The 24,201-nt window shown below is 68.0% G+C and carries 23 protein-coding genes and 3 pseudogenes; 19 read left to right on the top strand and 7 right to left on the bottom strand.

Annotation, left to right across the window (positions count from 1 at the left end; all coding sequences use genetic code 11):
* Nucleotides 1-8 precede the first annotated feature (8 nt).
* Together LXX_RS06615 and LXX_RS06610 are read left to right on the top strand one after the other, a co-directional pair.
* Nucleotides 9-212, top strand: coding sequence for a hypothetical protein (locus LXX_RS06615; protein ID WP_011186162.1), 204 nt, complete (start codon nucleotides 9-11; stop codon nucleotides 210-212).
* Nucleotides 209-805 carry a hypothetical protein gene (locus LXX_RS06610; RefSeq protein WP_141692930.1) on the top strand — a complete coding sequence of 199 codons (597 nt, stop codon included), beginning with the start codon at nucleotides 209-211 and terminating at the stop codon, nucleotides 803-805. The genes LXX_RS06615 and LXX_RS06610 overlap by 4 nt, the downstream gene beginning before the upstream one ends.
* A 1,032-nt stretch (nucleotides 806-1,837) precedes the next feature.
* Here the strand turns inward: LXX_RS06610 and LXX_RS15545 are convergent.
* Both LXX_RS15545 and LXX_RS15540 read right to left on the bottom strand, forming a co-directional pair.
* Nucleotides 1,838-2,368, bottom strand: a complete 531-nt coding sequence (locus LXX_RS15545; RefSeq protein WP_223227759.1) for an AI-2E family transporter — start codon at nucleotides 2,366-2,368, stop codon at nucleotides 1,838-1,840.
* An 11-nt stretch (nucleotides 2,369-2,379) separates the two neighbouring features.
* Nucleotides 2,380-2,949, bottom strand: coding sequence for an AI-2E family transporter (locus LXX_RS15540; RefSeq protein ID WP_223227605.1), 570 nt, complete (start codon nucleotides 2,947-2,949; stop codon nucleotides 2,380-2,382).
* A gap of 242 nt (nucleotides 2,950-3,191) precedes the next feature.
* On the opposite strand from LXX_RS15540, the gene LXX_RS06595 reads away from it, so the two are divergent.
* The 3 genes and pseudogenes from LXX_RS06595 to LXX_RS16675 all read left to right on the top strand — a co-directional run.
* The gene (locus LXX_RS06595) at nucleotides 3,192-4,448 is read left to right on the top strand and encodes an ROK family transcriptional regulator (protein ID WP_050737872.1); all 1,257 of its coding nucleotides are present in this window, start codon (nucleotides 3,192-3,194) and stop codon (nucleotides 4,446-4,448) included.
* Between the two features lie 79 nt (nucleotides 4,449-4,527).
* Nucleotides 4,528-4,728 (top strand): hypothetical protein, encoded by a 201-nt coding sequence (locus LXX_RS16680; protein ID WP_370558473.1) that lies wholly within the window; start codon nucleotides 4,528-4,530, stop codon nucleotides 4,726-4,728.
* A 31-nt stretch (nucleotides 4,729-4,759) separates the two neighbouring features.
* Nucleotides 4,760-4,939: pseudogene (locus LXX_RS16675) on the top strand (Gfo/Idh/MocA family oxidoreductase); the annotation flags it as partial.
* Nucleotides 4,940-5,294: 355 nt separating this feature from the next.
* Here LXX_RS16675 and LXX_RS06590 read toward each other — a convergent pair.
* From LXX_RS06590 to LXX_RS06580, 3 genes are read right to left on the bottom strand one after another with little or no spacing between them, the layout of a single operon-like run.
* Nucleotides 5,295-5,798: a DUF2017 domain-containing protein gene (locus tag LXX_RS06590; protein ID WP_011186159.1), complete on the bottom strand. Its 504-nt coding sequence runs from the start codon at nucleotides 5,796-5,798 to the stop codon at nucleotides 5,295-5,297.
* Complete coding sequence (clpS, locus tag LXX_RS06585; protein ID WP_011186158.1) at nucleotides 5,795-6,088, bottom strand: ATP-dependent Clp protease adapter ClpS; 294 nt, start codon at nucleotides 6,086-6,088, stop codon at nucleotides 5,795-5,797. The genes LXX_RS06590 and clpS overlap by 4 nt, the downstream gene beginning before the upstream one ends.
* The gene (locus LXX_RS06580; RefSeq protein WP_011186157.1) at nucleotides 6,088-7,863 is read right to left on the bottom strand and encodes a glycoside hydrolase family 15 protein; all 1,776 of its coding nucleotides are present in this window, start codon (nucleotides 7,861-7,863) and stop codon (nucleotides 6,088-6,090) included. Before LXX_RS06580 ends, clpS begins: the two co-directional genes overlap by 1 nt.
* A gap of 29 nt (nucleotides 7,864-7,892) precedes the next feature.
* On the opposite strand from LXX_RS06580, the pseudogene LXX_RS06575 reads away from it, so the two are divergent.
* Nucleotides 7,893-9,274 (top strand): annotated as a pseudogene (locus LXX_RS06575) (glucose-6-phosphate dehydrogenase).
* 32 nt (nucleotides 9,275-9,306) lie between these two features.
* Here the strand turns inward: LXX_RS06575 and LXX_RS06570 are convergent.
* Together LXX_RS06570 and LXX_RS06565 are read right to left on the bottom strand one after the other, a co-directional pair.
* On the bottom strand, nucleotides 9,307-9,702 hold the full coding sequence (locus LXX_RS06570) for a hypothetical protein (protein ID WP_223227604.1): 396 nt from the start codon (nucleotides 9,700-9,702) through the stop codon (nucleotides 9,307-9,309).
* Between the two features lie 145 nt (nucleotides 9,703-9,847).
* Nucleotides 9,848-10,036 (bottom strand): hypothetical protein, encoded by a 189-nt coding sequence (locus tag LXX_RS06565; protein ID WP_041767539.1) that lies wholly within the window; start codon nucleotides 10,034-10,036, stop codon nucleotides 9,848-9,850.
* Between the two features lie 91 nt (nucleotides 10,037-10,127).
* Between LXX_RS06565 and LXX_RS06560 the strand changes: the two genes are divergently transcribed.
* The 13 genes and pseudogenes from LXX_RS06560 (at nucleotide 10,128) to LXX_RS06510 (ending at nucleotide 24,200) form a co-directional block, all read left to right on the top strand.
* On the top strand, nucleotides 10,128-11,282 hold the full coding sequence (locus tag LXX_RS06560) for an SLC13 family permease (RefSeq protein ID WP_041767538.1): 1,155 nt from the start codon (nucleotides 10,128-10,130) through the stop codon (nucleotides 11,280-11,282).
* 91 nt (nucleotides 11,283-11,373) lie between these two features.
* The gene (locus LXX_RS06555; RefSeq protein WP_081423103.1) at nucleotides 11,374-12,123 is read left to right on the top strand and encodes an SGNH/GDSL hydrolase family protein; all 750 of its coding nucleotides are present in this window, start codon (nucleotides 11,374-11,376) and stop codon (nucleotides 12,121-12,123) included.
* Nucleotides 12,124-12,591: 468 nt separating this feature from the next.
* Nucleotides 12,592-14,070 (top strand): alpha,alpha-trehalose-phosphate synthase (UDP-forming), encoded by a 1,479-nt coding sequence (gene otsA, locus LXX_RS06550; protein ID WP_011186153.1) that lies wholly within the window; start codon nucleotides 12,592-12,594, stop codon nucleotides 14,068-14,070.
* 36 nt (nucleotides 14,071-14,106) lie between these two features.
* Nucleotides 14,107-14,910, top strand: a complete 804-nt coding sequence (otsB, locus tag LXX_RS06545) for a trehalose-phosphatase (protein WP_011186152.1) — start codon at nucleotides 14,107-14,109, stop codon at nucleotides 14,908-14,910.
* 98 nt (nucleotides 14,911-15,008) lie between these two features.
* Nucleotides 15,009-16,703, top strand: coding sequence for a dihydroxy-acid dehydratase (gene ilvD / locus LXX_RS06540; RefSeq protein WP_011186151.1), 1,695 nt, complete (start codon nucleotides 15,009-15,011; stop codon nucleotides 16,701-16,703).
* 57 nt (nucleotides 16,704-16,760) lie between these two features.
* Complete coding sequence (locus LXX_RS06535; protein WP_011186150.1) at nucleotides 16,761-18,581, top strand: acetolactate synthase large subunit; 1,821 nt, start codon at nucleotides 16,761-16,763, stop codon at nucleotides 18,579-18,581.
* 3 nt (nucleotides 18,582-18,584) lie between these two features.
* Nucleotides 18,585-19,094, top strand: a complete 510-nt coding sequence (gene ilvN / locus LXX_RS06530; RefSeq protein ID WP_011186149.1) for an acetolactate synthase small subunit — start codon at nucleotides 18,585-18,587, stop codon at nucleotides 19,092-19,094.
* A gap of 63 nt (nucleotides 19,095-19,157) precedes the next feature.
* A complete protein-coding gene (ilvC, locus tag LXX_RS06525; protein ID WP_011186148.1) occupies nucleotides 19,158-20,186 on the top strand; it encodes a ketol-acid reductoisomerase in 1,029 nt (342 codons plus the stop codon).
* Nucleotides 20,149-20,776, top strand: a pseudogene (locus tag LXX_RS16215) (copper homeostasis protein CutC). The gene ilvC and the pseudogene LXX_RS16215 overlap by 38 nt, the downstream one beginning before the upstream one ends.
* The gene (locus LXX_RS16210; RefSeq protein ID WP_370558472.1) at nucleotides 20,676-21,050 is read left to right on the top strand and encodes a copper homeostasis protein CutC; all 375 of its coding nucleotides are present in this window, start codon (nucleotides 20,676-20,678) and stop codon (nucleotides 21,048-21,050) included. The pseudogene LXX_RS16215 and the gene LXX_RS16210 overlap by 101 nt, the downstream one beginning before the upstream one ends.
* A 111-nt stretch (nucleotides 21,051-21,161) precedes the next feature.
* The gene (gene serA, locus LXX_RS06515; RefSeq protein ID WP_011186145.1) at nucleotides 21,162-22,754 is read left to right on the top strand and encodes a phosphoglycerate dehydrogenase; all 1,593 of its coding nucleotides are present in this window, start codon (nucleotides 21,162-21,164) and stop codon (nucleotides 22,752-22,754) included.
* A 139-nt stretch (nucleotides 22,755-22,893) separates the two neighbouring features.
* Complete coding sequence (locus LXX_RS14290) at nucleotides 22,894-23,067, top strand: hypothetical protein (RefSeq protein ID WP_155806800.1); 174 nt, start codon at nucleotides 22,894-22,896, stop codon at nucleotides 23,065-23,067.
* Nucleotides 23,068-23,126: 59 nt separating this feature from the next.
* The gene (locus LXX_RS06510) at nucleotides 23,127-24,200 is read left to right on the top strand and encodes a 3-isopropylmalate dehydrogenase (protein ID WP_011186144.1); all 1,074 of its coding nucleotides are present in this window, start codon (nucleotides 23,127-23,129) and stop codon (nucleotides 24,198-24,200) included.
* Nucleotide 24,201 lies beyond the last annotated feature (1 nt).

The raw sequence follows: 24,201 nt of genomic DNA, 5'->3' as shown, positions 1-24,201 counted from the left end.
CGAAGCAGGTGGGTGCTGCTCGTGGGCTCGCTTTCCATATCTTCAATGGCAAGCGCCAGCCGGAGGCCGTCGAGCTGAGGGGAATCTGCGAGGCGCTCGGCGTCGACCTGGAAGAGATCCTCGCCGCTGTGCGCATCCGGGCTGGGCGGCTTCTCCACGCAGACAAAGCGCGTGCCGCGGAAATGGACCGACGAGCGAAGGACATCTTTTGACCAGAACCAGCACCAGCACGCCCATGAGTCGCGGCGAGCGGGTCGGACATATCCTCTCGGAAGCACTCGGTCCAGCGCCGCTGCTCACGATTGCCTTCGTGGAGGCTCGTCTCCAGGTCGGGTCGGCCGCGGGATGGTGGGCCCTGCTCCCCATCCTGGGTGTTGCGGTGCTCCCCTATCTGGCGATGATCTGGCTCGCGCATCGCGGACGGGTGTCTGACCGTTTCGTGGGGAAGCGGTCTCAGCGGCTCCCGATCCTTCTCGGCGCGCTCGTCGTCGTCGCGGTGATCGTGATCCTTCTCGCTGCTGAAGCGCCGTGGGAGGCTACCTCCCTCACAATCGCTTCTGCGGTCGGGCTCGTCGTGGTCATGGCAGTGAATGTCGTTTGGAAGATGTCTATCCATATGGCCATTGCTGCGTTCCTGTGGGCGTACCAGCTAACCGTCCTGCCGGGCTGGTTGGTTGTTCTTCTCGTTCTCGCGGTCGTCGCGCTTGGGTGGGCCAGGATCGCGGCGCGCGCCCACACGCTCGCGCAGGTCATCGCCGGGTGCGGTGCCGGTCTCGCGGTCTTCGGCGTGTACATGCTTCTCTGAGCACGCGGCAATCACCCACGATGCGACCGCAGACACCCTGACGAGTGCGAGAGAACCGTAGCTGAGCGCATCGAGCACGCCCATGAAGGTCGCCGCTGCGCTGGGGTTCGGGAATGAGAGCACCTGCATAGGTGCCGCCACGCCGATCCCGGCCATCGCAAGCGCAACACCGTCACGATCCGCGCGAGTACGGACCGCCACGGTGTCACGATCGCACCTATGAGGGCGGGGGCAAGGGCCACCGCTATGGCCGGTAGGGCAGGAGCGTCGGCGCGACTGCTGTCACTACCGCTGCCAGACCGGCCATCGTTTTCTTCACGGTGGTCGCCTCATCTGCCCTGCCGTAGCGTCGGGGCCTTGCCGTTCGATTCTGACGAGGCTCAACCCGTCGCCGTCGTCCCGGTGACAACGGCGACGGGTGGAGACAGATCATCGCCCAGGCCGTCCGAGTCTGAGCACTGCGCGCGCGGCGGAGGACCAATCTCGGTTAAGGAAGACCCGGCCGGCGTTCACGTGAGAGGATGTGGCCGCACGAACGACCTCCGCGTCAGTCGTGCTTGTCGGAAACACGGCCCCGACCTCCCATCCGTCAATGTAGACGGTCACGACGAACATGCCGTTTTCCAGACGTTTCGGCACCAGGGTCGCTTCGAAGAATCCCGAGTGGACACCGGCCGCGTCCAGGAGATTCTCGCGCGCAGGCACTCGCTCGGTGGAGGGATGCAGTTCTGTTCTCAAGAGTGCTCCGCGCCAGTGCCTTTTCACCATGGAACCGCACCATACACACCGGCTCAAGGCGTGACCAGACCGGCGACCCGGTTGAATCGCCGATGCGACGTCTTCGTGTCGCGGCGCGTTCGCTCACTCCGCGTCCGCCTCATCCGTGGGCCGTGCGTCGCCCCTGTGTTTGCGTGGGTGCGTCTCGATGGTTGATCTTCGTGGGGGCGCGGCCTTCTCCGATCACGGGCGCCGGTCGGGGCTGAACAAGGGGGTCGGCTGAACAAGGGGGTTGTACACGCCGGGCGCCCGTTTCTACGTCCGTTCTTTCCGCCGCATGACGACCTCTTTGATGATGAGCATGACGCCCGCCGAGATCGGGATGGCGACGAGCGCTCCGGGCAGGCCGAACAGCGTCGAGCCGGCGAGGGCCGAGATGAGCACGATGGAACCCGGGACCTGCACGGCCTTGCCCATCACCCGGGGCGTCAGGATGTATGCCTCGAGTTGCATGTAGATCAGCATCAGAACCAGAACGACGATGCCGCTGACGGGGGAGTGGATGAAGGCCAGCGCCGACATAGCGATGGTGGTCAGCACGGTTCCGATGATCGGGATGAGGGTGATGAAGAAGGCGGCCAGGGCGATGAGGAAAGCGCCGGGGACGCCCGTGGCGATGAGCAGGAGGAGGCTGTAGACGGCGTTGAAGAAAGCGAGGACGACCATGCCGCTCAGGTACTTGCCGAAGTTCTTCAGGATGCGCTCGGCGTAGCTCTCGAACTCTTCGCGGTGGGAGCGGCTGACCAGACGGTACAGCGACTGCTTGGTCGCGTCGTAGGAGGCGATGAAGTAGATCGTCAGGATGGCGATGAAAAAGCCGGTGGTGAAGCGTTCAGCACCGAGATTCCCAGCCCGAGGAGACCGCTTCCGACGCTGGCCCAGGTTTGCGGGTTCTTCGCCTGGTCGGCGATCCAGGTGAGCGTCTGGCCGAGGACGCCGTTGCTCGTGGTGTTCGCACTGTCGAACCAGCCCTCTGAGCGCAGCCTCGCGATCTCGTGCGGGACGACCGTGCCGAGGAAGCCGATTTGCTCGACGATGAGGGGGACGACCACCCAGACGATCGCGACGAGGGCGGCGACGATCAGCAGGATGACCGTCACGATCGCCCACGCCCGCTTCATCCCTCGCCGCTGGAACCACCGGATCAGCGGATCGAGGCCGACGGTCGCGAACATCGCGAGGAACACGGAGAAGATGATCGAGCGCAGGCCGTAGAGCATCGCGCCGGTGACCGCGGCCCCGAGTGCGCCGAGGGTGAGAAGGTAGCCGAACAGCAGCGGACTGCGCTTGATCAGTGGCGCGTCCGCGCGGGAGGCCGATTCGGCGGGTGTGGGCGTGGGGTGGGCCGGGGGCCGGATGAATCGCATGGAGCGCACCTTTCTCGTCGGTCCGCTTTCCGGCGCACCTCTTGCGCCGAGCGTAAGGCGGGGTGTCGGCGGGGACAAGGTGACACGCGCCCCGGCAGCCGGGCCGGATGCTCCCGGATCTAATACGCAAGCGGTCTTGTTTGTAATGCACACAGACTTGACCGCTTTCTTTCTCCCGTGCTCTACTGAGCGCAGCCAATTAAAAAAGTTTGTTTCTTTGTAAAGGGCAGAATGAGGTCCCGATGGTGTCCGGTAAGAGCGAGGTGCGAAAGGTGAACACCAGTGTCGCGCGCGTCGCGGTCGCCCTGCGGGACGGGGGGTGGGCCACGGTCGCCCGGCTGGCTGAGCGCACCGGGCTGTCCCGCCCCACGGTGGAGACGGTGCTGCCATTCCTCCGGGAGGAGGGGCTGATCGGGATGGTCGATGAGTACACTCCGGGCGGACGTGGTGCGGGCCGGCCGGCACGGATCTTCAAGTTCGTAGCCGACGCGGGATATCTGGTCGGTGTCGACGTCGGAATCCACCGCAGCCGCGTCGTCGTGGCGGAGCTCGACGGCCGGGTGGTTGGCTGGCACGAGCGCGATGTGGACGGGACGTTCGGGGGAGCGGAGCGGCTCGACGGGGTGAAAGACGCCGTGCGGGACTGCTTCGCCGCCGCGGGACTTGACCTCCGGCGATTGCGGCAGCGCTCCGGGATGGCGGTGGCGGTCTCCGGAATGGTCGGTACGGACGGTCGGCTCGTCGTCTCGCGGAACTTCCCCGATTGGGAGGGCGTGGACATCGCCGGGCACCTGCGCGACGAGTTCGGCTGCCCTGTCGCCATCGAGAACGACATGCGGCTCGCGGCCCTGGCCGAGCACCGGATGGGTGCGGCACGGCTCGTGGACGATGTCGCCTATTTCTTCGCCGGGCACCGGATTTCGATGGGGCTCATCATCGATGGCAAGCTGCGTCGCGGCCGGCACAGCGCGGCGGGTGAGATCGGCGAGATCGTCTTCTCGATGCAGGTGGACGAGTCCGGGCAGCTCCGCTGGGAGACGGCGTCGACGGCCGAAGAGGTTTTCCGGCTCGCGGTCGGCGGGGACCAGCGGGCGCGGGAGGAGATCGAGCGCTTCGTCGGCGGCCTCGCCACCGGTGTCGCGACGGTCACGATGGCCGTCGATCCGGATGTGGTCGTGGTCGGCGGCGGTCTGTCGCGCGCCGGTGAGGCGCTGCTTGCGCCGCTGAGAGCGGCCGTGATGCGGGAGATCAGCCTGCCCATCCGTCCGTCGATCATCCAATCGGAGCTGGCCGCCGAGGCGGTCGTTCTGGGGGCCCTCGTGCTCGCGGCCGCCGAGACGACGCAACGGCTCTTCCCGGCCCGCCGGCTGCTGGAGCCGGAGATCGATGTGGCGGGGTCGCACCTGCTCGCGGCTCGGCTGGGCCGGCCGGTCGCGGCGGAGGTAGACGACGGCTCCGGAGGGTTCCTCCACCGCACCCACGAAGGGATGGCGTCATGACACGGAGACGGCCGCTGCGCCTTGCGGTGATCCGAGCGAGGCCGCCCGTGAGCGAGCCGCGGAGCGGTTCGGCTCGCCGCTGATCTTCTCCGGCCATCGTGAGTTCATCGCCGCTGTGGCGTCCGGAGCGGCGGGTGCGGTGGACGCTGTCTTCGTCACCTCGCCCGATCACGCCCACGCCGAGGTCGCGGGCGATCTGTTCCGTGCGGGCATCGCGGTGTATCTAGCCGCTCGCGATCGACTTCGCGGACGCCGATGCCATCCTGGCCGCCGTCGCTGAGACCGGGACCCGGCTCTATGTCGGGCACAATATGCGGCACATGGCTGTCGTGCGGACGATGCGCGACATCATCCGGCGTGGGGAGATCGGCGAGGTCAAGGCGGTCTGGTGCCGCCACTTCGTCGGGAACGGCGGCGACTACTACTTCAAGGACTGGCACGCCGAGCGGGCGAAGTCGAACGGGTTGCTCTTGCAGAAGGGCGCGCACGATATCGACGTCATCCACTGGCTCGCCGGCGGCTATACGGAACTCGTCACCGGGATGGGCGGTCTGACCGTGTACGGCGGCATCCCGAGGAGGAGAGCCGAGCTCGCTGTTGCCGCGAGCAGAGTGATCCGCTTCATTGCGTTCCTTCGTGAGTCCGACCGGCGTAATACTAAACTGGCTTTAAAGAAACCTAGACGCGAAGCCCGGATCTGTCAACCGGTCTTCCCCACCTCGGCCGCCGGCGCCCGTCTCCGACGCGCGACGGACGGCGAGGTGCGGATGTCGATGAGGGGGGAGAGAGTCGCGAGGATGCCGGTGAGAGCTCCTTCCTCAGCTCCCGGCTGTCAGCCCGGGACCATCAGCGCGTCGAGCGCAGCGCCAGCACCAGCGACTCCTGCACTCCGGCGAGCCAGTCGTAGACGGCCCGCCGGAAGGCGGAGTCCGCGTCGTGGATGTCGCCCTCGTCGCCGTCCTGCACGATCCCGAGCCGTGCCGCGAGCACGAGCCGGATGTCCGTCAGCGTGCGCAGCCAGGCAGCGGCCTGCGGCGCGTCGAGACGGACCTCGATCGCGCCGGACCCGCCGCCCAGCGTCTCCATCACCACTTGCGCAGTGAGCGCCTTCCGCTCCGCGAGCCCACCGGCCGTGAAGCGCCGGAACTCCGCGGACGCCTCCGCATCGCCCGAATAAGCGTCCGGCAGCAGGCGGATGAACGCCGGGTCCTCCCGCGGATCGCCCGCGCCGCTCGCCGCGTCCACGGCGAGTTCAGCCGTCTCCGCGGCGAGCCGGGCCAGGATCTCCGCTTCGTCCGGCTCGAACCGGGCGCGCAGCGTTCCGTCCCGTGTCCGGCGGAACGGCCTCACGAGTCCGCCTTCGTCAGGGTCGCCCAGAGCCCGAAGCCATGCATCGCCTCGACATGCCGTTCCATCTCCTCGCGGGTGCCGGTCGCGACGCCGGCTTTGCCCTCGGTGTGGACGAGCAGCATCAGCCGTTCGGCCTCCCGCGCCGGGTAGACGAAGTAGCTTTCGAAGACGTAGGTCACATACGACATCAGGTTGACCGGGTCGTTCCACACGATCGTCACCCACGGCTCTCCGAGCCTCAGCCGGGCCTCGAGCCCGGTGTCCCGCTCCGGCCGGGCGAGCGCGGCCATCAGGCGCTCAGCTCCGCGATCGCGTCCGCCGCCCGCACGAGCGCGAGGTGCGTGAGCGCTTGCGGCGTGTTACCCGCCTGCGAACGGCGTGTCATGTTGTACTCCTCGGACAGCATCCCGACATCGTTGGCGAGGCCCAGCAGCCGGTCCATCAGCGCCTTCGCGTCGTCGGCCCGGCGCGAGCGCGCGTACTGCTCGACCAGCCAGAACGAGCACGCGAGGAAGGGGTTCTCTCCCGGCGGCAGCCCGTCCACGCCGCCTTCGGTCCGGTAGCGCAGCAGCAGCCCCTCGTGCATCAGATCTTGCTCGATCGCGTGGACGGTGCCGAGCATCCGCGGGTCCTCGGCGTCGCAGTAGCAGACCTGTGGGAGGACGAGGAGCGAGGCGTCCACCCGATCGCTGCCGAAGCACTGCACGTAGGCGCCACGCTCCTCGTCGAAGCCGTTCGCCTCCAGATCCGCACGGATCTCGTCGCGCAGGCGCTTCCAGCGAGCGACCGGCCCGCTCAGCCCGTACTCCTCCACGCCGCGGACCGCGCAGTTGAACGCCGCCCAGACGAGCGCTCGAGAGTGCGTGAACACCTGCGGCTCCCCGCGGATCTCCCAGATGCCGTGGTCGGGGTTCCGCCAATGCTCCTCGAGGTAGCGCATCAGCGCGCGCTGCAGCGCCCAGGAGAACCGCGTCTCTTCGACCCCGGCCGCGCGGCCGCGATCCAGCGCGATCATCACTTCGCCGATCACATCCGCCTGGAACTGTGTCGAGGCGTCGTTTCCGACTCGCACCGGATGCGCGCCCCGATAGCCCGGCAGACTGTCGATCTCCCGCTCGGCGAGGTCGCGCTCGCCGCCGAGCCCGTACATGATCTGCACGTCGCCCGGGTCGCCGGCGACCGCTCGGAGCAGCCAGTCCCGCCAGAGACCCACGTAGTCGTGGTACCCGTGCGAGAGCAGAACCGCGATCGTCAGGGAGGCGTCCCGCAGCCACACATAGCGATAGTCCCAGTTCCGCTCGCCGCCGAAGCTCTCCGGGAGCGATGTCGTCGCCGCGGCCACGATGCCGCCGGTGTCCAGGTGGGTGAGCGCGCGCAGCAGGATGAGCGAGCGCACGACCTCGTCGCGATAGGGACCGTCGTGATCGCAGCCGGCCGCCCACTCGGTCCACCACGACCGGGTGTGCGTGAGCGCCTCCTCGACGTCCGGCGCGTCCGGCGCAGCGCGGTGGGAGGGGAACCACGTCATCGACAGATCGACCGTCTGCCCCGCCTCGACTGTGAACCGGCTCTTGTGCGCGTGGTCGCTCGGCCGCAGCGCCGAGCCGCGGAACACCAGGCCGTCGGGACCGGCGACCGCGACGAGTGCGTTCGGCTTCGCCGTCTTGTCCTGGCGCACCCACGGCACAGCCGTGGCGTACCCGAACCGGATGCGCAGATCCTCCCGCATCTCCACCGTGCCCCGGATGCCACGCACCCGCCGCACCACATCCGCCCGGTGATCGCCCATCGGCATGGCGTCGACGACCTCCACCTCGCCGGTCGCTGTGCGCCAGCGGGTGACCAGTGTCATTGTGTCGCCCGCATAATGTCGCGTGTTCGTCGCCTCCGGATCGGACGGCGCGAGCAGCCAGCGGCCGTGGTCCTCCGTGCCGAGCAGGGCCCCGAACGCCGAACCCGAGTCGTAGCGGGGCAGGCACAGCCAGTCGATGCTGCCGTCCCTGCCGACGAGCGCTCCGGTGAAGCAGTCACTGATCAGGGCGTAATCCTCGATGGGGAGCGACATATCCCCAGTATGGCCGTACTCTGAGGGGCATGGCGCAGTCCGTGGGCACTCTGGTGATTCTCGGAGCGAGCGGCGATCTGTCGTCCAGGCTTCTTCTGCCCGCCATCGGCCAGCTGCTCACGAACCATCCCGAGCGCCGCTTCCGGCTGATCGGGTCGGGCGTCGAGGAATAGACCACCGCGCACTGGCGGTCGGTGGTCCGCGCGTCGTTCGCGACCTCTCAGGCGGAGGGCGCTGCGGTGGACGCTCTCCTCTCGGACACGATGTGCCTCTCCGCCGATGTCACCGACCCCGGTGACCTGGGCCGCGTCCTCGCCGCCTGCGAGGGTGCCCCCGCTCTGTACTTCGCGCTTCCTCCGTCGATCATGGCCAGGGCTTGCGCGGCGCTGGGGACGATCGACCGGCCCGCGGGGCTGACCCTCGCACTGGAGAAGCCGTTCGGCACGGACCGACGCAGCGCCGTCGCGCTCAACAAGCTGCTGGCGACGCTGGCGCCGGAGGAGCGCATCCACCGGATCGACCACTTCCTCGGCCGCTCCACAGTGCTCAATCTCATCGGGCTGCGCTTCGCCAACAGCATCCTGGAGCCACTGTGGAACGGCGATCACATCGAGCGCGTCGATATCGTGTACGACGAGACGCTGGGACTCGAGGACCGTGCCCGTTACTATGACAACGCCGGGGCCCTGGTCGACATGATCCAGAGCCACTTGCTTCAAGTCATGGCCGTGCTGGCCATGGAGCCACCCTCCACCCTGGGCGCTGTGGACGTCCGCGAGGCCAAGGCGGCTGTCATCCGGGCCACTCGGGTGTGGGGCGGCCGTCCGAAGGAGTCGAGCCGCCGCGCGCGCTACACCGCCGGCGCGGTCGAGGGTCGCGAACTCCCTTCCTATTCCAGGGAGCCGGGCGTCGACCCGGCCCGCGGCACCGAGACGAGACGCTCGCCGAGGTGACGGTCCAGATCGACACCTGGCGCTGGGCCGGCGTGCCGTTCACTCTCCGCTCGGGCAAAGCGCTTGGCACGCGCCGGCGGGAGATCGTGGTCACCTTCAAACCGGCGCGGCGCATCCCGGCCGGGCTGACGGGCACCACGGAGCCGGCCAAGCTCCGCATCATGCTCGCGCCCGATTCGATGTCCCTGGAGCTCAACGTCAACGGCCCAGGCGACCCGCGCGAGGTCGAGCGCGTCGCGCTGACCGCGGACTTCGGGGCTGGCCAGTTGCAGGCATATGGCGAAGTCGTCGAGGGCATCCTCGACGGGGACCCGCCGCTCTCGGTCGGAGCACACACGTCGGTGGAGTGCTGGCGCATCGTGGCTCCCGTGCTGACGGCGTGGGGCAAGGGCGAAGTTCCCTTGCAGACCTACCGCGCGGGCTCCGGCGGTCCGGGGTCCTGGCGGCCGGTCGGCTGAGCCGGGGGACCGGGTGAGGCGGGCTGAGCGGGCTACGCTGCGGGGCGCTCCTGGACAGCCGGGATCTCCCCGGTGACCGGTTTGCGCAGATCGGTCCACACCGTGATCGGCGCGGGCTCCCACGTCATCGCGGCGAACTCCTCTTCGGCGGCTTCCGCTCCCGCGGCGATCACCGGCACGGGTTCTGTGGGCGCGCGGTGCTGCGGCTCGGCGGTCTCGCCTGTTTCCAGCCGGGTGCGAGCTTCGACGATCGCCGCGGTGATGCCGACCGCGACAGACTGGGAGAGCACCGAGTGGAAGACGGTGTCGGTGTCGTCGGCGCCCCGGCGGACGACCGTCCACTCGCCCTTCTCGCCGATCAGCTCGGAGACCTTGCTGTGTACGAGCGCGAGGATTTGTGCGTCTGTCAGCTGGGGGACCGGCGCCACTGGCTTACGAATGGCGACGTGGCTCCTACGACCAAACATCACACGACCCCTTCCCGGTTCTCCTGTCGGGACAAGTCTCCCGGCGGAAGGATCGCAGAGCGTGCGGACACGCCGTACGATCAGCGGAATCGTGCTGATTTCTGCGCTAGTCGCGCAGTTTGGCCTCCCGGGAGTCCTTCACAACGGTTCCGATGGCGATGGCGAGGGTGATCGCGGAACTGATCCACATGAGCGGGACGCGCCAGTCGCGGGCCCCCCTCCTGGTCGACTGGATCGTCGTGAACAGGCCGATCGCCGCGCTGACGACGGCTCCGTTGAAGATGAACTTGCGCATGCGCGTCCTTTCCCTCGTCGTTAGCGTACGCTTCCGTGGGGCGACTGTATCGGCGGAGTCCGCGAACGTTCAGGGGCAGGAGAGGGGCCGGATGCGAACCGGGATCGTGGGTGCCGCGCTGGCTGTGCTGGGCGGCATCGCTGTCGCGACGGGACTGCTGCCGCTGGCCGACGCCGTGGTGCTCTGGGACCGGGTGTGGCCCATCCTGCTCTTCGTCGTCGCGATCACCATCGTGACCGAACTCGCCGCGGAGGCGGGCGTCTTCACCGCCGTCGCGCAGCAGACCGCGCGCTGGGGACGCGGACGGGCCTGGGCGCTCTGGCTGCTGGTGGTGCTGGTGGCGGCGCTCAGCACAGTCTTCCTGTCGCTTGACACCACCGCTGTGCTTCTGACGCCCGTCGTGATAGTCCTCGCACGACATGCTGGGCTCGACCCCCTGCCGTTTGCGCTGACGACCGTGTGGATGGCGAACGCCGGTTCGCTGCTGCTCCCGGTCTCCAACCTGACCAACCTCCTCGCCCAGCACGCGATGGGGAACCCGTCGCCTGTCCAGTTCGCCACGCTTCTGCTCATCCCGGCGCCGGTCGCGATGACCGTGCCGATGGTTGTGGTCTTCATCCTCTCCCGCCGCTCGCTCCTCGTCCGCTACGAGACCGGAGAGGTGGAGACCATCGCGGACCCCGTGCTGTTCTGGATCAGCGCAGGCGTCGTCGTTGCGCTCATCCCGATGCTCGTCTCCGGGCTCCCGGTGTGGCTGCCGACGTGCGCCGCAGCGGTGCTGCTGGCGGCGGTCTTCCTGGTCCGCAACCGCTCGGCGCTGCGCTTCGGACTGGTGCCCTGGCAACTCCTCCTGCTCGCGGCGGGGCTATTCCTGTTCATTGAGGCACTGCAGGCGAACGGGCTCGGGACGCTGCTGGCGCGAGTCTCCGGCGACGGCGATTCCCCGCTGGCCCTGCTGCGGCTCTCGCTGACCGGCATGGTCGGTGCGAACGCGATCGACAACCTCCCGGCCTACCTCGCGCTGGAGCCGGTCGCCGGTTCCCCCGTGCGGCTGGCAGCGCTGCTCATCGGCGTGAACGCGGGGCCACTCATCACGCCCTGGGCCTCGCTCGCCACCCTCCTCTGGCATCAGCGGCTGACGTCGTTCGGCGCCGGGATTTCGTGGTGGCGCTATGCGCTGCTCGGCGCGATGGTGGCCCCGGTCACTGTCGTGCTCGCCACGCTCGCTCTCGCTGCCACCGGCTGAGGCCGGCCTGGGGTGCTCAGCGTGCTCCTGCCGGCCCTCGCAGAACGGTCGGGCAGAGAACTTCCGAGACTCCCGCGGTAGCGTGTGAGTGATGCGAAACGGAGCCTTTTCCACTGTCCTCGCCGCTCTCTTCGCGGCCTTGGCGCTGCCTCTGGTGTCCGCCTGCTCCGCAAAGAACGAGTCCGCGGCCCCCGCACCGGCGCCGTCAGCGCGCACGGCCGCTCCCGCACCCTCACCTGACGCCTTTTTTCAGAAACCGCTCACGGCAGTCACCCGCTACGTCGCGCTCGGCGATTCGTTCGCGGCCGGGATGGGTGGCGGCATCGAATACGGCAAGTGCCGGAGGAGCCCGAAGAGCTACCCGGAGATCTTCGCGCGCGACACCGGCGTCGACCTCGTCGTCAACGCCGCCTGCGCGGGGGCCACGACCAGGGATCTGCTGAAGAACCAGCTCATCGCCCTCGACGATCGCACCGAACTCGTCACGCTGAGCATCGGCGGCAATGACCTCGGGGTCGCCGAGGCAGCCTCCAACGCGCGCATCGTCGTGACGGGCTACGCCCTCCTGTACGACAACTCGGACCAGAAGGCTGCGGACTTCGAGATGGCGACGGCCGTCAACGCCGCCGTTCTCGGCCTCAACCAGACCATCAGCGACGCCGTGGAGAAGCAGAACGCGGCCGGACTCCCCCTGGCCTACATCGGAGTGGACTTCACCGGGCATGGAATCGGCTCCGGGACGCCGTGGATCAGCCGGAGCGGGCCAGCCGCCTTCCACCCGACCGTCGACGGGTACGGCGAGTACGCGCGCGAACTGGTCTGGCTGCTCGGGCGCGCGTAGACACCCACACCGTCTTCGCGTCCAGCTCGGCCGCCAGCTGCGCCAAACGCTTACGTTTCACCCGCTGGTCGCATCCCCAGACGAAGTGTGTGAGTGGCAGGACGGGGTATGACGCTGAGCGCCGGGATGCCGAACCGCTCCGGCAGTACGCTCAGCCCCGCTGCCGACCGGGTGCTCTCGTCGCGTGCGACCATCACGTCGACCCGTCGAAGCCGAGTTCGGCCGCGACGCGAAAAGCCTCCGCGACGCCGTGCGGAGAGACGCCGGCCGTGCTCATGCCGATGCGCATCACGGCCCCACTCGAACCACCCGGATGTGAACTTCTCATGACCGGACGGCGACCGATCCCGTGTACTTCCCGCACGCGCTGGTACTGTGACGGATATCCGCTGCCATGTCGCGTCCCGAGGGAGTTGACAGACCATTAACCTGTCCCCGGTCAAGAAACCGTCCGCCAGCTATGACCTCGTGATCGTCTCGAACCGGTTGCCCGTCGACCGTGTGGTGGACGAAACAGGCGAATCGAGCTGGCGCCCGTCGCCCGGCGGCCTGGTCGCCGCCCTGAAGCCGGTCATGAGGGCGGAGGACGGCGTCTGGATCGGCTGGGCCGGTGTCGCCGGAGAGGAGGTCGAGCCGTTCGAGGTGGACGGCATCGCCATCCTGCCGGTGCCGCTGAGCGAACAGGACCTGCAAGAGTATTACGAAGGCTTCTCCAACGACACGCTCTGGCCGCTCTACCACGATGTGATCGCACCGCCGAGCTACCACCGCGAATGGTGGGAGACGTACGTCGCGGTCAACCGCCGGTTCGCGGCCGCCGCCGCCGCGGTCGCAGCGAAAGGCGCGGTCGTGTGGGTACACGACTACCAGCTTCAGCTCGTCCCCGAGATGCTGCGGGAGTCGCGTCCGGACCTTGTCATCGGATTCTTCAACCACATCCCGTTCCCGCCCTATGGCATCTACTCGCAGCTGCCCTGGCGTCGTCAGATCATCGACGGGCTGCTGGGTGCGGATGTCGTCGGCTTCCAGCGCGTCGCCGACGCCAGCAACTTCTCGCGTGCCGTCCGCCGGCTGAAGGGCTACGAGACGCGCGGGCCGATCATCGATGTGCCGATCGAGAGCGACGACCCCGAGGCCGGATCGCACCGTCACGTCACGGCCAACCGCCACGGCGGGCTCGTCCGGACGGTCCTCGCGCGCGCATTCCCGATCTCGATCGACGTCGAGCAGTACCAGGAACTCGCCCGCCGCCCGGAGATCCGGGCCAGGGCCGCTGCGATCCGCGAGGAGCTCGGCAACCCCGAGACGATCATGCTGGGTGTCGACCGCCTCGACTACACGAAGGGGATCGGCCACCGCCTCAAGGCGTTCGGCGAGTTGCTTCGCGACGGTCGGCTCGATGTCGAGAAAGCGACCCTCGTGCAGGTCGCGAGTCCCAGCCGCGAACGGGTCGAGACCTACCGCCAGCTCCGTGACGAGATCGAGCTGACGGTCGGCCGGATCAACGGCGATTACTCCACCCTCGGTCACACCGCCGTCGCCTATCTCCATCACGGCTATCCGCGTGAGGAGATGGTCGCGCTCTACCTCGCGGCCGATGTCATGCTCGTCACGGCGCTGCGCGATGGAATGAACCTGGTCGCCAAGGAATACGTCGCCACCCGTGTGGACGAGGACGGCGTGCTCATTCTCAGCGAGTTCGCCGGCGCGTCCGATGAGCTGCGCCAGGCGCTCCTCATCAACCCGCACGACATCGAGGGGCTCAAGGACGCCATCGCGCAGGCCGTCGAGATGCCGCGTCGCGACCGCACCCGCCGGATGCGCGCCCTCCGCAAGAAGGTGCTCACCAACGATGTCGCGCGCTGGTCCGCGTCCTTCCTCGACGCGCTGATCCGCCGTGCGCATGGCGACCACCCGCTGCAGAATTCGCCGGTCAACCGGCGCTGACCCGCGTTCCCCACCCTGAACTCCACCGGAAGAAGCATGACCAGCACCGCATCCCCCCAGCCGTCCACCTCCGCCGACCTCGCCGCCGCGGTGAGCGCGCTTGCGGGCACCGAGCGCCTGCTGGTCGCGCTCGACTTCGACGGGACGCTCGCGCCGTTCGTGGACATTCCGAAGGCTGCCCGCGCCCTCCCCGAGGCGAAGGCGGCGCTCGATCGATTGGAGCAGATGCCGGGCACCCGGGTTGCCTATGTCTCCGGACGGCCGCTGTCGAGCCTCGAGACGGTCACCGAGGCAGATGGAGACGCGCTCCTCATCGGCTCCCACGGCGTCGAGATCCGTTTCGGCCGTGAGGGTGTCTCCCTCGACCTCGCCACCGAGGAGCGGGCGGCTCTCGATCGCCTGGGCGAGGTCCTCGGCGCTCTGGTGCAGAGCGTTCCCGGCACGCGGCTGGAAGTGAAACCCGTGGGCTTTGGCGTGCATTACCGACTGCTGGAGGGTGAGGGAGCCGAGGACGTCGTGGCCCGTGCCCGTGCTGCGGCCGCGTCCGTCAGCAGCGATCTCACCATCCGCGACGGCAAGGACATTATCGAGTTCTCGGTGTGGGACGCCGACAAAGGCGATGGCATCGACCGGTTGCGCGAGTACACGAAGGCGACGGCTGTGCTCTTCGCCGGGGACGACGTGACGGATGAAGACGGCTTCCGCGTCCTTGTGCCGGGGCGGGGCGATGTCGGCGTCAAGGTCGGACCAGGTGAGACGACGGCGCAGTACCGCGTGGCGGATGAGCGCGCGATCGCCGCTCTGCTGACACTGCTGTCGGAGGCGCGCGCCGCCCGCTGAGGCGTCGCGATTCCTCCACAGACGGGCTCACGGTGCCTGTTCTCCACCGATCCGGCCATATGGACGAGGCAGCATCCAAACAGTCTTAGAGTTGTCCCATGCCTCAGATCGATTGGAAACCGCGTTCGCGCGTTGTCACGGACGGGATCGAAGCCACCACGAGCCGCGGGATGCTCCGTGCGGTCGGCATGGGGGACGCCGACTGGGAGAAGCCGCAGATCGGCATCGCCTCGTCCTGGAACGAGATCACGCCGTGCAACCTCTCGCTCGACCGGCTGGCCCAGGGCGCCAAAGAAGGCGTCCACTCCGGTGGCGGTTATCCGCTGCAATTCGGTACCGTCTCGGTCTCCGACGGTATCTCGATGGGGCACGAGGGAATGCACTTCTCGCTCGTCTCCCGTGAGGTCATCGCCGACTCGGTCGAGACGGTCATGATGGCCGAGCGGCTCGACGGCACCGTCCTCCTCGCCGGCTGCGACAAATCGCTGCCGGGCATGCTGATGGCCGCGGCCCGTCTCGACCTCTCCGCGATCTTCCTCTACGCGGGCTCCATCGCGCCCGGCTGGGTCAAACTCAGCGACGGCACCGAGAAGGACGTCACGATCATCGACTCGTTCGAGGCTGTCGGTGCGTGCAAGGCCGGCAAGATGAGCGAGGAGGACCTCAAACGCATCGAGTGCGCCATAGCCCCGGGTGAAGGAGCCTGCGGCGGCATGTACACCGCGAACACCATGGCGTCCGTCGCCGAGGCACTCGGGATGAGCCTGCCCGGCTCGGCTGCGCCGCCCTCGGCCGACCGGCGGCGCGACTCCTTCGCCCACCGCTCCGGCGAGGCTGTTGTCTCCCTGCTGAAGCAGGGCATCACGGCTCGCGACATCCTCACCAAGAAGGCGTTCGAGAACGCCATCGCGGTGGCGATGGCCTTCGGCGGGTCGACGAACGTCGTGCTTCACCTGCTCGCCATCGCGCGCGAGGCCGAGGTTGACCTCACCATCGACGATTTCAACCGCATCGGCGAGACGGTTCCGCACATCGGCGATCTCAAACCGTTCGGCACGTACGTCATGAACGACGTCGACCGTCACGGTGGTGTCCCGGTCGTCATGAAGGCGCTCCTGGACGCGGGCCTGCTGCACGGGGACTGCCTCACCGTGACCGGCAAGACCGTCGCGGAGAACCTGGCGGAGATCGACCCGCCCGCACCGGACGGCACCGTCCTGCGCTCGCTGGACAACCCCATCCACCCGACAGGGGGGCTCACAATCCTCAAGGGCACGCTCGCTCCGGAGGGCGCCGTTGTCAAGACGGCTGGTTTCGACGCCGAGGTGTTCGAGGGCCCAGCGCGCGTGTTCGAGCGCGAGCGCGCCGCTATGGACGCTCTCACCGCGGGCCGGATCAACGCCGGCGATGTGGTCGTCATCTGCTACGAAGGGCCGAAGGGCGGTCCCGGGATGCGCGAGATGCTCGCGATCACCGCCACCATCAAGGGTGCAGGCCTCGGCAAGGATGTACTACTCTTGACGGACGGGCGATTCTCAGGCGGCACAACCGGCCTGTGCATCGGCCACATAGCACCCGAAGCGGTGGACGCTGGTCCCATCGCATTCGTGCGCGATGGTGATTTGATACGGGTCGATATCGCGGCTCGCTCCCTCGACCTACTGGTCGACGAGTCAGAGCTGACCGCCCGCCGGGACGGCTGGGCGCCTCTTCCTCCGCGCTATACCCGTGGCGTTCTCGCGAAGTACTCCAAGCTCGTTCGCTCCGCTGCGGAGGGTGCGGTCACCGGGTAGTCCTTCGCCCCACTCCAGCACTATCAACCATCACGTACGCAAGGGACCGATGAAGGCATGTCCTCGGATGCGAACCACACGACCGCGTCGCCCAGCACGGTGGCGCTCTCCGCGTCGACCGGCACAGCGGCGCCCGAACAACTGACCGGCTCCGAGTCGGTCGTCCGCACCCTCGAGCTCCTCGGCGTCACCGATGTCTTCGGACTCCCCGGCGGCGCCATCCTGCCGATCTACGACGCGATCATGGACTCGGACACGATCCGTCACATCCTGGTCCGGCACGAACAGGGCGGTGGCCACGCGGCCGAAGGGTACGCTGCCGCCTCGAACAAGGTCGGCGTCGCAATGGCGACCTCCGGCCCCGGTGCGACGAACCTCGTCACGGCGATCATGGACGCCCACATGGACTCGGTTCCGGTGGTGTTCATCACCGGCCAGGTCTTCTCCACGCTGATGGGCACGGACGCCTTCCAGGAGGCGGACATCGTCGGCATCACCATGCCGATCACCAAGCACTCCTTCCTCGTCAAGAGCGCCGAGGAGATCCCGGTGACGATCGCGGCGGCGTACCACATCGCCGGCACCGGCCGTCCCGGCCCGGTGCTGGTCGACATCACCAAAGACGCCCAGCAGAGCAGAGCACCGTTCGTGTGGCCGCTTAAGGTCGACCTGCCGGGCTACCGGCCGGTCACCAAGGCACATGGCAAACAGATCCTCGCGGCGGCGCAGCTGCTTGCCGAGGCCAAGAAGCCCATCCTGTACGTGGGCGGGGGCGTCATCCGCTCACGCGCCTCGCAGGAGCTGCTCGAGCTCGCCGAGACCACCGGCTTGCCGGTCACGACCACGCTCATGGCCCGCGGGGCCTTCCCCGACACTCATGCGCAGCATCTGGGGATGCCGGGGATGCACGGGACGGTCCCGGCCGTCCTCGCCCTGCAGGAGTCGGATCTCATCGTGTCGCTCGGCGCGCGGTTCGACGACCGTGTGACCGGCAAAACCAGCCTGTTCGCTCCTCACGCGAAGATCGTCCACGTCGACGTCGACCCCGCCGAGATCTCCAAGATCCGCGTCGCCGACGTCCCCATCGTCGGCGACGCCAAAGAGGTCATCGTCGGTCTGACCGTGGCCTACCGGGACGTCGCTAAGGACGGCGAACCCGACCTCGCCGAGTGGTGGACCTACCTGAACGGCCTCCGTGAGGAGTTCCCCCTCGGGTTCACGCCCACCAGCGACGGCCTCCTGGCCCCGCAGCACATCATCCAGCGCATCGGCGAGCTGACGGGACCGGAGGCGATCTACGCCGCCGGTGTCGGCCAGCACCAGATGTGGGCCGCGCAGTTCATCAAGTACGAGCGTCCCAACTCGTGGCTGAACTCGGGCGGCGCGGGCACCATGGGCTACTCCGTGCCTGCCGCGATGGGAGCGAAGGTCGCCCAGCCCGACTGCGTCGTGTGGGCGATCGACGGCGACGGTTGCTTCCAGATGACCAACCAGGAGCTCGCCACCTGCACGATCAACGACATCCCGATCAAAGTGGCGATCATCAACAACTCGTCGCTCGGGATGGTGCGGCAGTGGCAGACGCTGTTCTACGACGGCCGCTACTCCAACACCGACCTCAACACCGGGCACGACACTGTGCGGGTCCCTGATTTCGTGACTCTGGCCGAGGCGTACGGCGCTCTCGGCATCCGCGTCACGAAAGAAGACGAGGTGGACGACGCCATCAGGCTCGCCCTCGAGACGAACGACCGCCCGGTCGTCATCGACTTCGTCGTCAGCGCCGACGCGATGGTGTGGCCGATGGTCCCTCAGGGCGTCAGCAACAGCTATGTCCAGTACGCCCGCGACCACAGCCCGTCCTTCGGAGAGGAGTGACCGATGAGCACCCACGTTCTGAGCCTCCTCGTGGAGGACAAACCGGGCTTGCTGACCCGTGTCGCCGGCCTGTTCGCCCGGCGCGGCTTCAACATTCACTCGCTCGCGGTGGGCACGAGCGAGGTCGACGGCCTCTCGCGCATCACCGTCGTGGTGGATGTGGACGAGCTGCCGCTCGAACAGGTCACCAAACAGCTCAACAAGCTCATCAACGTCATCAAAATTGTGGAGCTGGAACCGGCGCAATCGGTGCAGCGGGAGCATCTGCTCATCAAGGTGCGTGTCGACAACTCCACCCGCTCTCAGGTGCTGGAGGCGGTCACCCTCTTCCGTGCCCGCGTCGTCGATGTCGCCACCGACGCGCTCGTGATCGAGGTCACCGGCGACAGCGGCAAGACCCAGGCGCTGCTCAAGGTGCTCGAACCGTACGGGATCAAGGAGATGGCGCAGTCCGGCCTCCTCGCGATCGGCCGTGGCGGGAAGTCCATCACCGAGCGCGTCTACAAAAACTGACCCGCCCTCCGGCGGCGAAAGAACTGACACGTCGAACCACACTCACAAAGGAGAACCCAACAAGTGGCTGAGATCTACTACGACAACGACGCTGACCTCTCGATCATCCAGGGCAAGAAGGTCGCCGTCATCGGCTACGGCTCGCAGGGTCACGCGCACGCGCAGAACCTCCGCGACTCGGGCGTCGAGGTCGTCATCGGCCTCAAAGACGGCTCGAAGTCCACGCCAAAGGCCGAAGAGGCGGGCTTCCGCGTCCTCAGCGCCGCCGAGGCTGCCCAGTGGGCCGATGTCGTCGTCATCCTCGCACCAGACCAGGTGCAGCGCACCCTCTACGCGGACGACATCCGGGCGAACCTCGAAGCGGGCAATGCGCTCGTCTTCGGGCACGGCTTCAACATCCGCTTCGGTTACATCGAGGCGCCCGAGGGTGTCGACGTGATCATGGTCGCTCCGAAAGGCCCCGGCCACACCGTGCGCCGCGAGTACGAGGCAGGCCGCGGCGTCCCCGTCATCGTCGCCGTCGAGAAGGATGCGACCGGTGCCGCCTGGCCACTCGTCCTCTCCTACGCCAAGGGCATCGGCGGACTGCGCGCCGGCGGCATCAAGACCACCTTCACCGAGGAGACCGAGACCGACCTGTTCGGCGAGCAGGCCGTGCTCTGCGGAGGCGTCTCGCAGCTCGTCCAGTACGGTTTCGAGACCCTGACTGAGGCCGGCTACCAGCCCCAGGTCGCCTACTTCGAGGTGCTGCACGAGCTCAAGCTCATCGTCGACCTCATGTGGGAGGGCGGCATCGCCAAGCAGCGCTGGAGTGTCTCCGACACCGCCGAGTACGGCGACTACGTCTCGGGACCGCGCGTGATCGGCCCGCATGTCAAGGAGAACATGAAGGCAGTGCTCTCCGATATCCAGGACGGCACCTTCGCGAAGCGCTTCATCGCCGACCAGGACGCGGGCGCGCCCGAGTTCCTGGCCCTGCGCGTCAAGGGCGAGCAGCACCCGATCGAGGCCACCGGCCGCGAACTGCGCAAGCTGTTTGCCTGGAACGCCTCGAATGACGATGACTACGTGGACGGCGAGGTCGCGCGCTGAGCGCACGCTTCCCATCAGCCGGGGGTGCCGCACCGAGCGGTGCGGCACCCCCGGTCATATCAGCGGCCCTGTCGTTTCAGCGATCCTGTCAGGTCAGAGCCTTTCGCCGTTCGGGAGTGATCAGTCCATGAGCACAGCCGCCCTCGAGATCGCTGTCCAGGATGCCGCGGGTGTTCGCATTGCCCTCGCCGGGGGCGCTGACCGGGTGGAATTGTGTACAGCCCTCGCCCTCTGCGGGTCTCGTCCGGATAGCGGGGGCGGAGGCGCTCGAGCGAGGCCGCGAGGGTTTCGTCCACGTCCTCGTCCGTCCGCGTGGCGGCGGCTTCGTCTACGACGCCGCCGAGGTGCAGACGACGGAGGCCGACATCCGCTTCGCCCGTGAGGCCGGCGCCGGCGGCGTCATTGGCGCGCTCGACGGGGAGGGGTGTGTCGACACGGCCGCCGTCGCCCGGTTCGTGGCGGCGGCAGACGGCATCGACGTGACGTTTCATCGCGCGATCGTCCGCGGTCGCCGACCCGCTGGCGACCGCGGACGATCTCGTTGCGCTCGGGGCGACCCGCATCCTCACCTCGGGTGGCGCTTCGGCTAGCGTCGGGGGCGTCGATTCGCTCCGGGCGCTGGCCCAGCGGGTCTCCGGCCGGCTGCAGGTCATGGCCGGTGGAGGTGTGCGCGTCGAGGACATCCCGGCCCTCCTTGCTGCGGGCGTAGACGCGGTGCATCTCTCCGCTCGCCGCACGGTGCAGGGCGCGCCGAGCGGCCCCGGCGGAGGCGCGGACGCCTACGACATCACCGACCCGGTCGTCGTGCGCGGTGCGGCGGACGCCTTACGGCAGGGACGGCAGGGGGACTCGGGTCGTCGCTGACGGCCCACGTAACCGGGCGAAAGGTCCCTTCCGCGTCCCGCTAGAGTTGAAACGCGCACCGCCGTCCGCTGCGCTTCTCCTCCCAGCCAGCCCCTCCTCTGAAGGAACACTGTGACAAAGCCGGTCGTGCTGATCGCCGAAGAACTCTCGCCCGCCACCGTTGACGCCCTCGGGCCAGACTTCGAGATCCGCGACGTCGACGGGACAGACCGGTCCGCGCTGCTCTCCGCCGTGGTCGACGCCGACGCGATTCTGGTGCGGTCGGCGACGAAGGTGGACGCGGAGGTCATCGGCGCTGCGCCGAAGCTCAGGGTCATCGCGCGCGCGGGGGTCGGCCTCGACAACGTCGACATCAAGACCGCGACTAGCGCTGGTGTGATGGTCGTCAACGCGCCGACCTCGAACATCATCTCGGCGGCGGAGCTGACGGTCGGGCACATCCTGAGTCTCGCGCGCCACATCCCGGCCGCGCACAGCGCACTGGCGCAGGGGCAGTGGAAGCGCTCGAAGTACACCGGCGTGGAGCTGTACGAGAAGACAGTCGGCATCATCGGGCTCGGCCGGATCGGTTCCCTCATCACTGCTCGACTGCAAGCGTTCGGGGTCAAGGTGATCGCGTTCGACCCCTACGTGACGAGCGCGCGGGCACAGCAGCTCGGCGTCCAGCTGGTGAGTCTGGACGAGTTGCTCGCCGAGTCGGATTTCGTCACCATCCACATGCCGAAGACGCCGGAGACGACCGGCATGATCTCGGACGATCAGCTCGCGCAGATGAAGCCGACCGCGTTCCTCGTCAATGTCGCGCGCGGCGGCCTGATCGACGAGGACGCGCTGCACCGCGCCCTCGCCTCGCAGAGCATCGCGGGCGCCGGCCTCGACGTGTTCGTGAGCGAGCCGCCGACGGACTCGCCGCTGCTCGGTCTCGAGAACGTGATCGTCACGCCGCATCTCGGGGCGTCGACGGGCGAGGCGCAGGAGAAGGCGGGCGTCTCGGTCGCGAAGTCGGTGCGCCTTGCGCTCTCGGGCGAGCTGGTGCCGGACGCGGTCAACGTCGCGGGCGGGATCATCGACCCGTACGTGCGTCCGGGCATCCCGCTCGTGGAGAAGCTCGGCCAGGTGTTCTCGGGGCTGGCGCACAGCCCGGTCACGAGTGTCGACGTCGAGGTCCGCGGCGAAATCGTGGAATTCGACGTCAGTGTGCTGAAGCTCGCCGCGCTCAAGGGCATCTTCACGAACGTCGTCTCCGAGACGGTCTCCTATGTGAACGCACCCCTCCTCGCCGACCAGCGCGGCATCGAGGTGCGCCTCCTCACCGACTCGGTGAGCGAGGAGTACCGCAACCTGATCACGATCCGCGGGGCGCTGAGCGACGGCACGCAGCTCTCGGTCTCCGGCACCTTGACCGGAACCAAGCAAATCGAGAAGGTCGTTGAGATCAACGGCTATGACGTGGAGGTGCCGATCGCCGAGCACCTGATCGTCATGGTCTACGACGACCGCCCCGGCATCGTCGCGGTGTACGGCCGCGAGTTCGGCGAGGCGAAGATCAACATCGCCGGCATGCAGATCGCCCGGACCTCGGCCGGCGGAAAGGCGCTCAGCGTGCTGACCGTCGATTCGTCCGTCCCCGAGGGGCTGCTCGAGAAGGTGCGCGTCGCGATCGACGCCGACCTGCTCCAGGAGATCGACATCACCGAGTCGTGAGCTCTGCGGCCGTGTCGTGATCTCTGGGCAGCGGACCGGGAGAGCAGTCCGCCCGCTGGCGGCGGGGCGCTCTCGTCCTGGACGCACTCATGGCCGTCCAGGCTGAGGATGAGACGGCTCCCGGACGCGCGCGGCGGGGTTGTCTCCGTTGCTGGGGGCCGCCCGCCTCCTGCCACCCGCTTCCGGCCTCCTGCTGAAGGCGTCGCTCGCCTCGGTGCGGCACGTGTTCGACAGGGGGATCGCGACCACGGCCTCTCGGCGTCGCCTTGACGTTCGCTACGACGGCGCTGACCGTGGCGACGCCGATCCGTGACAGGGAGCGGCGCTAGTGTTGACCCGTACTGTCCGCCCACCGATCAGCGTAGGAGCGTCATGAGCAGAACCGTCCAACTCGTCGTCATCCCCGGGGACGGGATCGGACCGGAGGTGATCGCGGAGGCGGTCAAGGCGCTCGATGCGGTCACGGCCGGGAGTGGGCTGGCGTTCCAGAAGACGTATTTCTCGCTCGGCGCCGACCGCTACCTCGCCACCGGAGATGTGCTGACCGACGACGATCTCGCGGCCATCCGGGGACACGACGCCATCCTGCTCGGGGCGGTCGGCGGTCGGCCGGGCGATCCACGCCTTGCGGGTGCGAACGTCGAGCGCGGGCTGCTGCTGAGGCTCCGGTTCTCGCTCGACCACTACGTGAATCTGCGGCCGACCACGCTGTTCCCCGGTATCGCCAGCCCGCTCGCCGCCCCCGGCGAGGTCGACTTCGTCGTCGTGCGCGAAGGCACGGAGGGGCAGTACGTCGGCAACGGCGGAGCCATCCGGCCGGGGACGCCGCACGAGGTCGCCAACGAGGTGTCCGTGAACACCGCCTACGGCGTCGAGCGCGTCGTTCGCTACGCTTTCGAGCAGGCCGGGCAGCGGCGGAAGAAGCTGACGCTCGTACACAAGACGAATGTGCTGACCTTCGCGGGCAGCCTGTGGAAGCGGATCGTGGATGCCCTGGCCGCCGAGCATCCCGAGGTGGCTGTGGACTACCTTCACGTCGACGCAGCGACGATCTTCCTCGTCACCGATCCTGCTAGATTCGATGTGATCGTCACGGACAACCTCTTCGGCGACATTCTCACCGACCTCGCCGCCGCGATCAGCGGCGGCATCGGACTGGCCGCCTCGGGCAACATTAACCCCGTGGGTGAGTTCCCGAGCATGTTCGAGCCTGTTCACGGATCGGCTCCCGACATCGCCGGCGAGCAGAGAGCCGACCCCACCGCCGCGATCCTGTCCGTCGCGCTCCTGCTCCGCCATCTCGGCGAGCGGCCTCTGGCGGAGCGCGTCGAGCGGGCGGTGACCACCGACCTCGCCGCCCGCAGCGGCCAGATGGCCACCGCAAGCCAGACGCGCACGACGAGCCAGATCGGCGACGCGATCGCTGCCCTGGCGGCACAGAATTGAC

Origin of the sequence: Leifsonia xyli subsp. xyli str. CTCB07 (assembly GCF_000007665.1) — a bacterium.
GTDB lineage: Bacteria > Actinomycetota > Actinomycetes > Actinomycetales > Microbacteriaceae > Leifsonia > Leifsonia xyli_C.
This window is presented reverse-complemented; position numbering and strand designations above follow the sequence as displayed.

Coding starts and splice junctions, on each gene's coding strand:
- LXX_RS06580 (WP_011186157.1), bottom strand. CDS start 7,863: ATGTCGCTCCCCATCGAGGATTACGCCCTGATCAGTGACTGCTTCACC.
- otsB (WP_011186152.1), top strand. CDS start 14,107: ATGACCAGCACCGCATCCCCCCAGCCGTCCACCTCCGCCGACCTCGCC.
- LXX_RS06595 (WP_050737872.1), top strand. CDS start 3,192: ATGGTGTCCGGTAAGAGCGAGGTGCGAAAGGTGAACACCAGTGTCGCG.
- LXX_RS06560 (WP_041767538.1), top strand. CDS start 10,128: ATGCGAACCGGGATCGTGGGTGCCGCGCTGGCTGTGCTGGGCGGCATC.
- LXX_RS06510 (WP_011186144.1), top strand. CDS start 23,127: ATGAGCAGAACCGTCCAACTCGTCGTCATCCCCGGGGACGGGATCGGA.
- clpS (WP_011186158.1), bottom strand. CDS start 6,088: ATGGCCGCGCTCGCCCGGCCGGAGCGGGACACCGGGCTCGAGGCCCGG.
- LXX_RS15540 (WP_223227605.1), bottom strand. CDS start 2,949: ATGCGATTCATCCGGCCCCCGGCCCACCCCACGCCCACACCCGCCGAA.
- LXX_RS06555 (WP_081423103.1), top strand. CDS start 11,374: ATGCGAAACGGAGCCTTTTCCACTGTCCTCGCCGCTCTCTTCGCGGCC.
- ilvD (WP_011186151.1), top strand. CDS start 15,009: ATGCCTCAGATCGATTGGAAACCGCGTTCGCGCGTTGTCACGGACGGG.
- LXX_RS06565 (WP_041767539.1), bottom strand. CDS start 10,036: ATGCGCAAGTTCATCTTCAACGGAGCCGTCGTCAGCGCGGCGATCGGC.
- ilvN (WP_011186149.1), top strand. CDS start 18,585: ATGAGCACCCACGTTCTGAGCCTCCTCGTGGAGGACAAACCGGGCTTG.
- LXX_RS06535 (WP_011186150.1), top strand. CDS start 16,761: ATGTCCTCGGATGCGAACCACACGACCGCGTCGCCCAGCACGGTGGCG.